Origin of the sequence: Silvimonas sp., from assembly GCF_031291215.1 — a bacterium.
GTDB lineage: Bacteria > Pseudomonadota > Gammaproteobacteria > Burkholderiales > Chitinibacteraceae > Silvimonas > Silvimonas soli.
Genome location: NZ_JARLJK010000054.1, coordinates 135,021 through 148,647 on the forward strand (window position 1 = coordinate 135,021; position 13,627 = coordinate 148,647).

The 13,627-nt window shown below is 57.2% G+C and carries 15 protein-coding genes; 6 read left to right on the forward strand and 9 right to left on the reverse strand.

Features of this window, described 5'->3' with window-relative positions; all coding sequences use genetic code 11:
• Positions 1–197 precede the first annotated feature (197 nt).
• A complete protein-coding gene (pepN, locus tag P4L78_RS02180; protein ID WP_309326715.1) occupies positions 198–2,837 on the reverse strand; it encodes an aminopeptidase N in 2,640 nt (879 codons plus the stop codon).
• Between the two features lie 328 nt (positions 2,838–3,165).
• Here pepN and P4L78_RS02185 point away from each other — a divergent pair, with 328 nt between their 5' ends.
• The gene (locus P4L78_RS02185) at positions 3,166–4,851 is read left to right on the forward strand and encodes a nitrite/sulfite reductase (RefSeq protein WP_309326717.1); all 1,686 of its coding nucleotides are present in this window, start codon (positions 3,166–3,168) and stop codon (positions 4,849–4,851) included.
• Positions 4,844–5,350 carry a DUF934 domain-containing protein gene (locus tag P4L78_RS02190; RefSeq protein WP_309326719.1) on the forward strand — a complete coding sequence of 169 codons (507 nt, stop codon included), beginning with the start codon at positions 4,844–4,846 and terminating at the stop codon, positions 5,348–5,350. Before P4L78_RS02185 ends, P4L78_RS02190 begins: the two co-directional genes overlap by 8 nt.
• Positions 5,351–5,551: 201 nt before the next feature.
• Here P4L78_RS02190 and P4L78_RS02195 read toward each other — a convergent pair whose 3' ends face one another.
• On the reverse strand, positions 5,552–5,884 hold the full coding sequence (locus P4L78_RS02195) for a hypothetical protein (protein WP_283148537.1): 333 nt from the start codon (positions 5,882–5,884) through the stop codon (positions 5,552–5,554).
• A gap of 161 nt (positions 5,885–6,045) precedes the next feature.
• Positions 6,046–6,168 (reverse strand): hypothetical protein, encoded by a 123-nt coding sequence (locus tag P4L78_RS02200; RefSeq protein ID WP_309326721.1) that lies wholly within the window; start codon positions 6,166–6,168, stop codon positions 6,046–6,048.
• 196 nt (positions 6,169–6,364) lie between these two features.
• Here P4L78_RS02200 and P4L78_RS02205 point away from each other — a divergent pair, with 196 nt between their 5' ends.
• Complete coding sequence (locus tag P4L78_RS02205; RefSeq protein WP_309326723.1) at positions 6,365–7,972, forward strand: MDR family MFS transporter; 1,608 nt, start codon at positions 6,365–6,367, stop codon at positions 7,970–7,972.
• Positions 7,965–8,420, forward strand: a complete 456-nt coding sequence (locus P4L78_RS02210; protein ID WP_309326725.1) for a MarR family transcriptional regulator — start codon at positions 7,965–7,967, stop codon at positions 8,418–8,420. The genes P4L78_RS02205 and P4L78_RS02210 overlap by 8 nt, the downstream gene beginning before the upstream one ends.
• A 53-nt stretch (positions 8,421–8,473) precedes the next feature.
• Here the strand turns inward: P4L78_RS02210 and P4L78_RS02215 are convergent, their stop codons facing one another.
• The 6 genes from P4L78_RS02215 to infA form a co-directional block, all read right to left on the reverse strand.
• Complete coding sequence (locus tag P4L78_RS02215) at positions 8,474–8,974, reverse strand: MgtC/SapB family protein (protein ID WP_309326727.1); 501 nt, start codon at positions 8,972–8,974, stop codon at positions 8,474–8,476.
• A gap of 50 nt (positions 8,975–9,024) precedes the next feature.
• Entirely contained in the window at positions 9,025–9,885 is an 861-nt protein-coding gene (locus P4L78_RS02220) for an ATP-binding cassette domain-containing protein (RefSeq protein WP_309326729.1), read from the reverse strand.
• Complete coding sequence (modB, locus tag P4L78_RS02225; protein ID WP_309326731.1) at positions 9,882–10,550, reverse strand: molybdate ABC transporter permease subunit; 669 nt, start codon at positions 10,548–10,550, stop codon at positions 9,882–9,884. Before modB ends, P4L78_RS02220 begins: the two co-directional genes overlap by 4 nt.
• Positions 10,544–10,933 carry a TOBE domain-containing protein gene (locus P4L78_RS02230; protein WP_309326733.1) on the reverse strand — a complete coding sequence of 130 codons (390 nt, stop codon included), beginning with the start codon at positions 10,931–10,933 and terminating at the stop codon, positions 10,544–10,546. The genes modB and P4L78_RS02230 overlap by 7 nt, the downstream gene beginning before the upstream one ends.
• Entirely contained in the window at positions 10,930–11,721 is a 792-nt protein-coding gene (modA, locus tag P4L78_RS02235; RefSeq protein WP_309326735.1) for a molybdate ABC transporter substrate-binding protein, read from the reverse strand. The genes P4L78_RS02230 and modA overlap by 4 nt, the downstream gene beginning before the upstream one ends.
• A gap of 105 nt (positions 11,722–11,826) precedes the next feature.
• Positions 11,827–12,099 (reverse strand): translation initiation factor IF-1, encoded by a 273-nt coding sequence (infA, locus tag P4L78_RS02240; protein WP_283148546.1) that lies wholly within the window; start codon positions 12,097–12,099, stop codon positions 11,827–11,829.
• 316 nt (positions 12,100–12,415) lie between these two features.
• Here infA and P4L78_RS02245 point away from each other — a divergent pair, with 316 nt between their 5' ends.
• Both P4L78_RS02245 and P4L78_RS02250 read left to right on the forward strand, forming a co-directional pair.
• Entirely contained in the window at positions 12,416–12,826 is a 411-nt protein-coding gene (locus P4L78_RS02245) for a MerR family transcriptional regulator (protein WP_309326738.1), read from the forward strand.
• The gene (locus P4L78_RS02250) at positions 12,810–13,226 is read left to right on the forward strand and encodes a carboxymuconolactone decarboxylase family protein (RefSeq protein ID WP_309326740.1); all 417 of its coding nucleotides are present in this window, start codon (positions 12,810–12,812) and stop codon (positions 13,224–13,226) included. Before P4L78_RS02245 ends, P4L78_RS02250 begins: the two co-directional genes overlap by 17 nt.
• Positions 13,227–13,627 lie beyond the last annotated feature (401 nt).

Sequence of the window (13,627 nt, forward strand, 5' to 3'; positions counted from 1 at the left end):
GCCGGGTGGTACGTTCGTTTTAAAGTGCTTTTGGCATCCGCCGGTGATTCAAAATATCTGGTTTGCCCGCTGGTGTGAAATTTTGCTTACAACGTGCCAGCACTGTGTTGTATGTACGCCTGGCTGGCGAAGGGTTCCCCGCGCCAGCCAGGTAAATAGATCACTAACCCGATCACTTGAAACCCGACGCCATGTGCTTACTTGCCCGCTTGCAGCGCCTTGGACACAATTTCAAAGGTGTCAGGTGACAAGCCGGGCTGGCGCGCCACGCGTTCCAGTTCGGCGCGCATCATGGCGCGACGGCTTGGCTCGACGCGAGTCCAGCGATTGAAACACGCCGCCAGCCGCGCAGCGATTTGCGGATTGATTTTGTCCAGTTCCAGTACGCGGTCAGCAGCAAAAGCGTAACCGTAGCCATCCACTGCATGAAAATGCGCCATATTGCGCGAGCAGAACGTGGTGATCAGCGAGCGCACCTTGTTCGGATTGGTCATGGCAAAGGCTGGATGGCTCATCAATTGCTGCACGCGAGCCAGCGCACCGGGGCGATCCGACAGCGCTTGCAGGCCGAACCACTTGTCCATCACCAACGCGTCGTCTTGCCACATGCTGGCAAAGTCCGCCAGATATTGATCGCCACCTTCGCGCTGGTTGAACGCGGCCAGAGCAGCCAGGCGATCAGTCATGTTGTCGGCGTGGCGATACTGGTTGGTCAGCAGTTCGGTAATGCGCGGTTCGTCCAGTTCGGCCAGGTAATCCAGTGCCACGTTCTTCAGGCTGCGACGACCGGCTTGTTCGGCGTTGTACTGGTAAGGCTCGGTGCTGTGCAGTTTCTGGTACACCGCAATCAGGGGCGCACGCAGTTCTTTGGCCAGCGATTGCTTGAGCGCCTGGCGCACTTGATGCAGACGAGTCGGGTCGACTTCGTTGAGCGCTTCAAACAGGAATTGTTCGCTCGGCAGTTGCAGCATCAGTGCCACTAGCGCCGGGTCAATCCGGTCTTGTGTCAGCAGCTTTTCAAACGCCGCTACCAGTTGTGCCGGGGCTGCCGCATGGCCAGCTTCTTGCTGATAACGCTGCAACAACAAGCGTGTGAGATAAGCATTGGCTGCTTCCCAGCGCGCAAACGGATCGCTGTCGTGGGCGATCAAGAACACCAGTTCTTCATCAGCGTATGGGTAATCCAGCTTCACCGGCGCGGAGAAATCGCGCAGCAGCGAAGGCACCGGATGGCTGTGGATGCCGGTAAATACAAAGCGCTCTTTGGCTTGCTTCAGTTGCAGTACCCGGCTGGTTACACCGGTATCGCTTTCGCCAGCCAGCACCAGCGGCAGTTCTGCCCCGCTGCGGTCCAGCAGACCTAGCGCCAGCGGGATCAGGTACGGTTGCTTTTCTGACTGCCCCGGTGTGGCCGGGCAGTGTTGTTCCACGGTCAGGATAAAGGTCTTGGCGTCCTGGTCGTACACACCTTCAACCGTCAGGCGCGGCGTGCCGGACTGGCTGTACCAGCGTTTGAACTGGGTCAGGTCGATATCGTTGGCATCGGCCATGGCCGCGACGAAATCATCGCAGGTCACGGCTTGGCCATCGTGGCGCTTGAAGTACAGATCGGTGCCCTTACGGAAACCATCGTGGCCAACCAGGGTGTAGATCATCCGCACCACTTCCGAGCCTTTTTCGTACACGGTGGCGGTATAGAAATTGTTGATTTCCAGATATGAGTCTGGCCGTACCGGGTGTGCTTGCGGGCCAGCGTCTTCCGGGAACTGATACTCGCGCAGCGTGCGCACATTGCCAATGCGTTGCACGGCACGGCTGCCGATATCGCTGGAGAACTCCTGATCGCGGAATACGGTCAGGCCTTCCTTGAGCGACAACTGGAACCAGTCGCGGCAAGTTACGCGGTTGCCGGTCCAGTTGTGGAAGTACTCGTGCGCCACGACCGATTCAATGCCGTCAAAGTCCACGTCGGTGGCAGTTTCCGGGCGGGCCAGCACGTACTTGGTGTTGAAAATGTTCAACCCCTTGTTTTCCATGGCGCCCATATTGAAGTCCGAGACCGCTACGATCATGTAGGTATCCAGATCGTATTCGAGGCCGAAGCGCTCTTCATCCCATGCCATGGCGGCTTTGGCCGAGGCCAGCGCGTGGTGGCATTTCTCCACATCGCCCGGCTCAACCCAGATTTCCACATTCACGTTCTTGCCGCTGCCAGTGGTGTAACGGTCGGCCAGCACCACCAGCTTGCCTGCGACCAGCGCAAACAGATAAGACGGCTTCTTGAATGGATCAACCCATTTTACCCAGTGGCGATTGCGGTCCAGCACACCCTGGTCGACGCGATTGCCGTTGCCCAGCAAAACCGGGTAGCGGGTTTTGTCGGCGATGATGGTGGTGGTGAACTTTGCCATGACATCCGGGCGATCCAGATACCAGGTAATGCGCCGGAAACCTTCTGCCTCACATTGGGTAAAGAAATTGCCATTGGAAACATACAGGCCGGACAACGTGGTGTTGGTCAGCGGGTTGATGCGCGTGGCGATTTCCAGAATGCATTCATCGGGCAACTGGGCGATGGTCAATGTGTCGTCACCCAGCTCGTAGTCGTCCTGTGCCAGTTGCTTGCCATCCAGCTTGATGCTTTCCAGCGTCAGTTCTTCACCATTGAGCACCAGTGGCGCGCTGGCGTTTGGATGGGCGGGATTGCGCTTGAGCACCAGGCGCGACAGCACGCGGGTGTTGGTTTCTTCCAGTTCAAAGGTCAGGTCGACGCGATCAATCAGGAATGGCGGCGGGGTGTAATCAAGGCGCTGAATGGGTTGGCGTTGTTCTTGCATGACAAAAGCGTACCTGGAATGAGTTAGCGGGGAGAGGCTGCAGCCGGGGTATGCACGGCAACAGCATTGTTGAAATTCTGGGGCGGCAATGCCCGATCTTTCGCACGCGGCGCGCGCGCGCGTTATTTCACTTGTTTACTGGACCTACATGCGAGCAATGCTACCCAAAATCAAGCCGCTGCGGCATCAGGGCTGGCCCGCATTATCGCAAAAACGCCAATTGTTATATTCCAGCTCACACTTTTGATAGTCGAAATGGTTCTGCCGTGCGGCTTATGGCGCTGGTATAGTACGCGATTGGCTTAAACCCTTATTGGCTGTGGCTTGCATGTACGTTTACGACGACTTTGACCAGAAAATTGTGGATCAGCGCGTGGCGCAGTTTCGCGATCAAACCAGCCGTTACCTGGCCGGCACGCTTACCGAAGATGAGTTCCGCCCGCTGCGTTTGCAGAACGGACTCTATATCCAGCGCCATGCGCCGATGCTGCGCGTGGCGGTGCCCTATGGCGAGCTGAACAGCAAGCAAGTGCGCATGCTTGCGCATATCGCCCGCAAATATGATCGTGGCTACGGCCACTTCACCACGCGCCAGAACATCCAGTTCAACTGGCCGGCGCTGGAAAATGTGCCGGATATCCTGGCCGATCTGTCCACCGTGCAGATGCATGCCATTCAGACTTCGGGCAACTGCATTCGCAATACCACCAGCGACCAGTTTGCTGGCGTGGCACACGACGAGCTGGTTGATCCGCGCCCATGGTGTGAAATCATCCGTCAGTGGTCGACCTTCCACCCGGAATTCGCCCATCTGCCGCGCAAGTTCAAGATTGCCGTGAACGGCGCCGTGGAAGATCGCGCTGCCATTCTGGTGCACGACATTGGTATTACCGTGCAGAAGAACGAAGCCGGTGAAGTTGGCTTTGCCGTGTACGTCGGTGGCGGCCTGGGTCGCACGCCGGTGATTGGTGCGCTGATCAAGCCGTGGCTGGAACAACACCATTTGCTGTCGTATCTGGATGCCGTACTGCGCGTATACAACCGCTACGGCCGCCGCGACAACAAATACAAAGCCCGCATCAAGATTCTGGTGAAAGCCATGACGCCAGAAGCTTTCGGTGCCAAGGTTGAACAAGAATGGGCGCATACCAAAAACGGCCCGATGACGCTGACCGATGCGGAAATCCATCGCGTCGCCAAATTCTTTGTCGACCCGGCGTATGAAATACTGCCGGGCGATGACGCTGGCTACCTGCAAGCTCGCGCCACCAAGCCGGCGTTTGCGCGCTGGGTGGAGCGCAACGTGTTTGGTCACAAGCAAGCAGGCTATGCCGCTGTGACGCTGTCTCTGAAGAAAACCGGCGTGCCGCCAGGTGATGCTACCGACGCGCAGCTGGACGCCGTGGCAGATTTGTCCGACCAGTACAGCTTGGGTGAAATTCGCGTTTCGCACGAACAGAATCTTATCCTGCCGTACGTAAAACAGGCCGATCTGTTTGCGGTGTGGGAACAAGCCAAAGCCATTGGTTTTGCCACGCCGAACATCGGCCTGCTGACCGATATCGTGTGCTGCCCGGGCGGTGATTTCTGCTCGCTGGCTAACGCCAAGTCGATCCCGATTGCTGAAGGCATCCAGCAAAAATTTGATGATCTGGATTACCTGTTTGACTTGGGTGAACTGGATATCAATATCTCAGGCTGTATGAACTCCTGTGGGCACCACCACGTCGGCCACATCGGCATTTTGGGCGTGGATAAGAGTGGCAGCGAGTGGTACCAGATTTCGCTGGGCGGCCGTCAAGGCAAGCAGGCCAGCTTGGGTAAGGTCATTGGACCGTCGTTTGCCCAAGACGATGTGCCGGGCGTGATCGAGCAGATCATCAAGGTCTTTGTTGAAGCACGCGAAGCCGACGAACACTTTGTAGAAGTGTTTGATCGTCTGGGTATGGAACCCTTCAAAACGCGCGTTTACGGCAACAAGACCAAAGCTGTAGCGGAGGCGACCAATGACTAAGATCATCAAAGGCCGCCAGATTGTTGAAGATGACGCCACACTGTTGCGTCTGGCTGAAGACGGCAGTTTTGAGAGTGTTCCTGCCACTGGCCGTATCATCGTTCCGCTCAAACAATGGCAAGCGCAGCGCGACAGCCTGATTACCCGCGGCGATGTGGGTGTATGGCTGGCATCCGAGGAAGAAGCGGAAGACATCGCGAGCGATCTGGCGCACTTTGCGCTGATTGCGCTGGACTTCCCGGCCTTTATCGACGGCCGCAGTTATTCCAATGCGCGTTTGCTGCGTGACCGTTTCGGCTGGAAGGGCGAGCTGCGGGCGATTGGTGACGTGTTCAAAGATGTGATCCTGTTCCAGCATCGTTGCGGTTTTGATGCCTTTGCCGTGCGTGCGGATAAAGACATTAACGAAGCGCTCAAGGGTCTGGAGGATTTCACCGAGTTCTATCAAGGTGCCACCGACCAGCCATTGCCGCTGTTCCGCCGCCGTACGCCGGTGTGATTGCTAGCTTGAGTCAGATTGAGCCAATAAAAAAAGGAACCGTTTGGTTCCTTTTTTTATTCACGTAGCCCGGATGGAGCGACGTGGGAATCCGGGGGAAATGCATCAATCGGCCACCGCATTTAACTTGCGAATATGGCATCCGGGATTCTCGCCTGCGACTTCATCCGGGCTACAGCGTCGTTGAAGCGGTAAGGGTAATCAATTCACAACTACCTGATAGCCGTGTTTCCTGGCCGCCGCACGCAGGCGTACCAGAAACTCGCTGTTGTCTTCATCCGCCGCTGGCCACGGTTCATCCAGCAACTCGGATGACAGCGTGTTGCAGACATCCTCTGCCGCTGCGGCATCATCCATGCCCCACTCAATGATGTTCTCGCGCACATGCACCCAGTCGGCCAGCAGCTCGGCCATTTGCGCCTGCGTCAGACGAACCCCGGCGGTGGCTTCGATGTAGTCGATGGCGGCTTGGGCTTCGCCTTCAGACAGCAGTGTATCGTCGTCATTTTTGGTGGGGTGCAGGGGGTCGATCATGATTCAGTTCCTGTGGTGAATATCCTGCCCAAGGCAGGAAAAGGGGGGCGATATTACCACTTTGGCCGCTGCCGTCGGCGAAGGTTCGTGCCACAGCGACCATTCACCCACTGGTATTTACGCTCTTGCGCAGTTTAAGCAAAACCGGCAAACGGCGGGGATCAGGCGGGCTGCGCCCCGGAATGCCCGGCCAGCGGCACAAACACCGATGGCGGTTGTACAAAGTCGGTGACACCCGGCCAGCGCAGCAGGGCTTCAACGCCGCAAACGCGCCCGGTGGTCATGGCAATTTGCGGTTGGTACTAGACCTCCAGCCATTGCAACGCGTTGCGATTCTGAGAGGGCAGAGGCATTGGGTCCCGAGGCGAGATGGGCTGGTTATGTCATTCAATTGTGTGTGCTGATTTCAAAAATAGACAATTAAGGTCAATTACTGCAAAATAGTTGACTTGGCAACGATTGATACGGCAATAGATTTTCATGCAAGCCCAGACACCTGCAGTAACCCCCGAAATTCCGAATCCCAAACAGGCCTTTCGCCAGCGTTTATTCGCCATGCTGGGCCTGTGTTTTGTGTTGATCATGGTGGCGCTGGACCAAACCGTGGTCGGCACCGCGTTGCCTACGGTTGTCGCTGAACTGAAAGGCTTCAGCCTGTACGCCTGGGTTGGCACGTCTTATCTGTTGACCTCGGTCATTACCATTCCCATCTTTGGTCGGCTGGGGGATGACCATGGCCGCAAACCGTTTGTGCTGGCGGCGATTGTGCTGTTTACCGTGGCCTCAATGCTGTGCGGGATGGCGCAAAGCATGATCCAGCTGGTGCTGGCGCGGGCGTTGCAAGGAGTTGGTGGCGGCATGCTGGTGGCCACTACCTTTGCCTCGGTGCCAGATTTATTCCCTGACGCACATGAGCGTTTGCGCTGGCAGGTGTTGTTCAGCAGCGCGTTCGGCCTGGCCAACGCCATTGGCCCGTCGCTGGGTGGCTTTTTGACTGAATACTGCGGCTGGCGCTGGGTGTTTTTTGTAAACCTGCCCGTAGGCTTGATCAGTGTGTGGTTTGTCTGGCGCTATCTACCGCGCATTCGCCATGCCGATCACACACCGTCACGGCTGGATTGGCTGGGAGCTGCACTGATTGCAGTGGCGCTGGGCGGCATGCAGTTGCTGGTGGAGTGGTTGCCGCAGCACAAGCCGCCGTTGCTGCTGGCGCTGCTGGCCGTAGTGGCGATTGGCTCGGTCGTGCTGCTGCTGTGGTGGGAACGCCGCTGTGCCAATCCAATTTTGCCGCTGGATATGTTCACGCATCACAGCTTGCAGCCGTTGTTCATATTGTCAGTGCTGATGGGCTTTTGCCTGTTTGCAGTGATGTACTACGCGCCGTTGATGTTCCAGGGCGGCTTCGGACTATCGCCTAATCAAGCCGGTCTGCTAGTCACGCCGCTGGTGGTGTTCATTACCGTGGGCAGCATTATCAATGGCCGCATCATTACGCGCGTGCCCAAGCCCAACATCATGCTGTACGTCGGCTTTGCCTTTTTCTGGGTGGCCGCCTTCGGCCTGACGCAGACCCACTTGGGCACACCGCATTGGGTCATTGTGCTGGTGATGATGATGGGCGGACTGGGCTTGGGTTTGTTGATGCCTAATCTGACCATCTTTGCCCAGGAAACTGCACCGCGTACGCAACTGGGCATCGCCACCGCCATGCTGCAATCCACCCGCATGATCGGCGGGATGCTGGGCACGGCGTTGATCGGCACCTTTGTGACGCATCGCTATACCGCAGGGGTTGAGGACTTTTTGCAAAATCAGGCGCCGGGCAGCATGCAATGGGCGCACTGGCTGGATGACCCGCAGATTCTGGTTAATCACAGCGTCGCGCAACAGTTTAGCCAGGCCGCCGGGCAGGTTGGCGTTCAGGCTGGCGCCTTGCTGGACGGTGCCCGGGTGGCACTGGTAAATGCCATTCACGGTGGGCAATGGGCTGTGGTGGGCGTGATGGTACTGGCGTTGTTGATTGTGCGCCGCGTGCCGCCGCTGAAGCTGCAACGCCGTGTGACTAAAGTCGAGGCATCAAATGAGTGAGCAAGACCGCAATCTGCTGCAACAAATGGCGCGTACCGCGCGAGCCATGTATGCCGCATTTGAGGGCGAAGTCGGGCACGCCTTGCCGCGCTGGCGCATCCTGCAGGCCTTGGCCGACATGCCGGAAGCAACGCAAAAACAGCTAGTCACACGTTTGATCATGGATGCCGGTGCCCTGACTCGCCAAATGAAAACCCTGGAACATGACGGACTGGTTACCCGCAGTGCCGATCCGCAAGACAATCGCATTACGCGCGTGGCGCTCACCGCTTCGGGCAAGCAATTGATTGCGGCGGCACAACCGCAGCGCCATGCCTTCTTTGAAAAAGCACTGGATGGTCTGGCGCCGGAGCGCATTGCCATCGCCCAAGCGGTGCTGCACGAGGTGGAAGAGAACCTGCGCAGGATGAGCTGTTTGCGCGGCGGGGCAGCTGGCAAGCCGGATTAACGGACTAATTGGACTAATTAAATTAATAAACTGGCTTGATTTGCAGCGCGGTGTCAGTCGCCTTCGCCGTGTTCGCTCTCTGGCGTTTTGGGTGGCTTGGTTGGGTGCGGTGGATTAATCAGTATGGTCACCGCTTTTTCGAAATGCCCGCCAAATACCAGAATGACCAGCGCAAACAGTAGCGCGGCCCCGGCAATCTGCCATTCGCCGCTGCCACAAGCCAGGCCTAACATGGCGGCCAGCCAGATCGAGGCGGCAGTGGTCAAACCTTCCACGCGCTCTTTCTCCCCCCGATGAATGATCACACCGGCGCCGATAAAGCCGATGCCGGTAATTGCGCCTTGCATCACCCGGCTGACATCACTCGATGTTGCGCCGGTGATCCGCGCTACGGTCAGTGCGGCCAGCGCGGTACCCAACGCCACCATGCAATGCGTACGCAAGCCAGCGGGCTTGCGATGCAGCTGGCGATTCAAACCCAGCACCGCGCCATACAAGGTGGCCATACCCAGGTTGATCAGGGCATCGGGCAATGCGATAAAAACAGTCGACATGGTGAGCGGTTTATCCCTGCGCTGGAATCGGTAACATTGTTAATGGTTGTTTATGCGGCGCTGACCATGGCGCTGGCGCCATTAAGCGCCACATTGACCCGCTGCCCCACATGCAGGGCTGTGGCTTCGGCATGATTGACCAGAGTAGTTAACGTTTCCTGGCCAATAGCGATGACCACACGGGCCTGCACGCCAGCGGGTTCAACCAGCAATACCTGCCCGGCCAGCGCATAGCGCCCCAGAGTATTGGTATTGAGCAGCACCTCGCGCGGCGTGCCGTAACGAGTGGGCGCGTCGGGTTGCAAATACGCTACCTGACTAGCCAGTCTAAACACTTCGCCCGGATCATGGCTGACCAGCACTGTGGTGAGTTGCGTTTCGCTCAGGATATCGGCCAGCGCTTGTTGCAAACTACTGCGCAAACTGCCATCCAGCGCTGATAGTGCTTCATCAAGCAACAGCAGCTGCGGCTCGCTGGCCAGAGCACGCGCGAGGGCAACCCGTTGCAATTGTCCGCCCGATAACTCTCGTGGATAACGGCGGCCGTACGCGGTCATGCCGGTTAACTCAAGCCAGTGACCGCGGCGCGTGGCGTCGGGTTTGGACTGGGCAAAAGCCAGATTGCCATCCACCGTCATGTTGGGGAATAACGCGAAATCCTGAAAGACAAAACCCACGCGACGCGAACGGGTTGGCGTCTGTTCATGACTGGTCGCATCAAACCAGGTTTGCCCATTAAACCGGACCATGCCTGATTCTGCCCGCGCCAGGCCCGCCAGTATCCGCAGGAGCGTGGTTTTACCAACGCCAGATGGGCCGTACAGCGCCAGGCAACCGCCTTGCGGAACATCCACCTGCATGGTCAGCGCTCGTCCAGGTAGCGCCAGCGTGACGTCCATAAACAGACTCATGCGCGCCGCCTTTGTACCCGTTGCAGCGCCAGCAATACCAGGAACGAGAACACCACCAGAATCGCCGCATAGGTATGCGCGGCCGGGTAGTTGAGTGCTTCCATTTCCTGATACAGGGCAATTGAGGCCACGCGGGTTTGATCCGGGATATTGCCACCGAGCATCAACACCACACCAAACTCACCAACTGTGTGGGCGAACGCCAGAATGGTGCCGGCAAACACGCCGTGTCGGGCGTGCGGCAACCAGACTCGCCAGAGAATTGTGGGTTCATGCTTGCCCAGCGTGCGCGCAGCATCCAGCAAGTTGACCGGCGTCTGGCGTAATGCCGCGAGTAGTGGTTGCACCATAAACGGCAAACTGAACAGGACGGACCCCAGCACCAGCCCGTTAAAGCTGAAAACGAGGCGCAGCGACAAAGTGCGTTCCAGCCAGCCGCCCAGCCAAGAGGCCGGGCTGAAGGTAATCAGCAAATAAAAGCCCAGCGCGGTGGGAGGCAATACCAGCGGCAGGCTGATGAGGACTTCTACCAGTGACCGCGCCCGGCCCTGCCCGCGAGCCAGCCAGGCGCACAGCGGTACCGCCAGCACCAGCAAAATACCGGTAGTGAGCGTGGCTAGTTTGAGCGTGAGCAGCAGCGGTTGCGGGTCAACGGTGTTCAGCACTCAATACCCATTTCGTTGGCTTTGACCAGCCATTCCACCTGCGCATCTACGTGCAACGCCATGCGTTCTGCCGAGCCGGTGGTAATGACCGCATAAACCGGGATGCCCGCGAAATCCATCTCGACTCGCGTGAGCAATTTGCCGCTTTCCAGGTTGCTGATCCGGGCGGGAACACGATTGCGCAGGCTGATCTGCCCGCCCAGATTGCGGGCAATGGCGACTTCGGTTTCTTTGAACACCAGCGTGATGGCGGCGCCCGGAGATAGATCAGGTTGATCGCCCACCAGCATTGCCGAAAACGAATGACCACTGGCCTGGGCATCAATCAGCGTCACGCCATTCTCATGCTCCAGTTGTACGAGTATGGCTGGAATGCGATTCATGGTGCACGGTATCCATTTTGTTCAAAGATGGTTTTGGCGGCAGGGGAAGAGATAAAGCGGTAAAACGCTTGAGCCGCAGCCAGGTCATGGTCTTTGGCGTATTTGAGCAAGGCAGCACCTTGCTCGATTGGCGAATACGCTGTGGCTGGGACATCAACCCAGTGGCCTTTGCCGCGGGCTTCGGGTGAAAGCACCAGCGATTTGGCGGTAAAGCCGAAGTCTGCTGCTCCGGTGGTAATGAATTGCGTGGCTTGCGAAATATTGTCGCCGTACACCAGCTTGGGCTTGGCGGCATCGGCCAGCTTGAAGGTGGTCAGGGCATGGATGGCTTCTCGGCCATAGGGGGCGGTTTGCGGATTGGCCACGGCGATATGGCTGACTGACGGGTCGTTGACCAGCTTTTGCCAGTCTTCAATTTTCAGATCACGCGTGGTCCAGACCACCAATGAGCCCAAAGCATAAGGTTTGGGTGCTTCCAGTGTTTGCCCGGCATCCTGCAGCTTTTGCGGGAAATCCATATCCGCAGACATGAACACCTGAAAAGGCGCGCCTTGGGTAATCTGGGTATAGAACTTGCCCGAAGCGCCGAAAGAAGGTTTGACTTCAATCCCGGTGGTTTTGGTGAAGCTGCTGGCAAGATCGGTAAAGACGTATTGCAAATTTGCTGCGACGGCGACGTTTAAAGTTTCAGCATGAACTGCTGCCGAAACAAACATCAGTCCGCCGAGAATGGCGGTTTGCAGCGAAGCGAAAGAAACTCGGGAGGGAAGCAAACGGGGCCTGAGCATCAACTACTCCATGTTGTCGGGATTATCGCAATCGCCACCAGTATAACGAGGCAATTTGACAATACCATAGGCCAACAGGAGTAGCCGTGCCCGGCGCCGTGCGCTTTAGCGGCGGCGGAATTGTGGGCGGTTGCCGCCAGGACTAGTAGGTGCGCGCTCGTCTTTGTGACGGAAGCTCACGCGGCCCTTGGTCAGGTCATACGGAGACATTTCAACAGTCACGCGATCACCTTCCAGTACACGGATACGATTCTTTTGCATCTTGCCCGATGCATAGGCGATCACTTCAACACCATTGGTCAGAACCACTTTAAAACGCGATTCCGGAAATACTTCTGCGACAGTACCTTCCATTTCAATAAGATCTTCTTTAGCCATTGTTGCTCCAGTTAGGGGTAAACCAAAAACCAGTGCCGCAAGACGCAGCCCATCTGAACGGGCCACGCGCGCACGCCGGTTTTGCTAGTGTTTTGGTGCTTCTGGCCACCCGAAACTGCCCAATCTGCTTGGGGTAATACGAGCGGCAAAAATGGATTGATGCCGGATTTCGACATTAAGCGTTGATAATTATACGCCTTTTTGCAGTTTTGCTCCTGACCGGTTGACGGTAAATGCTGATTGGGCATTTGACCCCCTGCGTGCCGCGATCAAAAATGCTTGACCTGGAGCGCACTCTAACTTGCAGGATGGATTCATGGAACCGTTTCTTCAGATCGAACAGATGTCCCAACGTACCGGCTTGTCGGCCCACACCCTGCGCTATTACGAGCGCATCGGGCTGATCGAACCGGTACACCGTGCCCCGGGCGGGCAACGGCTGTATACGGCAACTGATCTGCGCTGGATCGAGTTCCTGCTGCGTTTGCGCAATACCGGCATGCCGATCCGGCAAATGCTGGCTTATGCCGCGCTACGCAGCCAGGGGGATGACACGCTGGTTGAGCGCCGCCATCTGCTGCAAAGCCATTTGGGTGAAATCGAAACCCAACTGCTTGAATTGCAGCAAACCGCAGATTATTTGCGGGAAAAGATTGCGATTTATCACCAGCAGGAATCCCGGCATGCCATATCTGCACAGGGAAACAGCCATGAACACCACCAATGAACAAGCAGCGAACAACGAAACTCAGACACCCTCTCGCTACCAGCGCGGCCTGGAACGGCTGAGCGAAATTGATGGTCGTGCTGGTGAACAAGTAGTCCAGCGTCTGGCGGCCATTGCGCCGGATTTTGCGAAGTATCTGGTTGAGTATCCGTTTGGCGATATCTACAACCGGCCTGGTTTGTCGCTGCGGGATCGCGAAATCGCCGTGGTCGCCGCGTTGACCGTATTGGGTTATGCCACGCCGCAATTGAAAGTGCACGTGAATGCGGCGCTGAACGTGGGCGTGACGCGGGAAGAGGTCACCGAGATTTTGATGATGATGTCGGTGTACGCGGGGTTTCCGGCGGCATTGAATGGCTTGTTTGCGGCGCAGGAGGTGTTTGAGGAACGCGGGGTTTGAAGATGGTGTGCTGGCGATTTTGGTGTTAGACGATGTAGGGAGGGGGCGACCCGCCTTGCTGTTACGGCTAGAGCCTTAAAAGCTTTTATGTTAGTGCCTGCGGCACGGTTGTGAAAAGCTTTTGATACCCCGCTGCCGCAAGGGGGCCCGAAGTCAAAAGCCAAAACGAACCGTTTGTTTGCCAAGGGTCTTTGCGCGCCTCCGTCGTCCCCTCGGTCGGCGCGGTTTGCTGCGTGGGATGTCGGTGATGGCAGTAGAAGCAACAGCCGTTATTACATCGTCATTCCCGCGCGGGTCGTTGGCAGACGAGATAGGAACCAACAGTGACGGCTCGCCAACAGACGGTGTGCTTTTCAAATTCCCTGACGCCACTGGCGAGGGAGTGGAGGGAGACCTTGGGC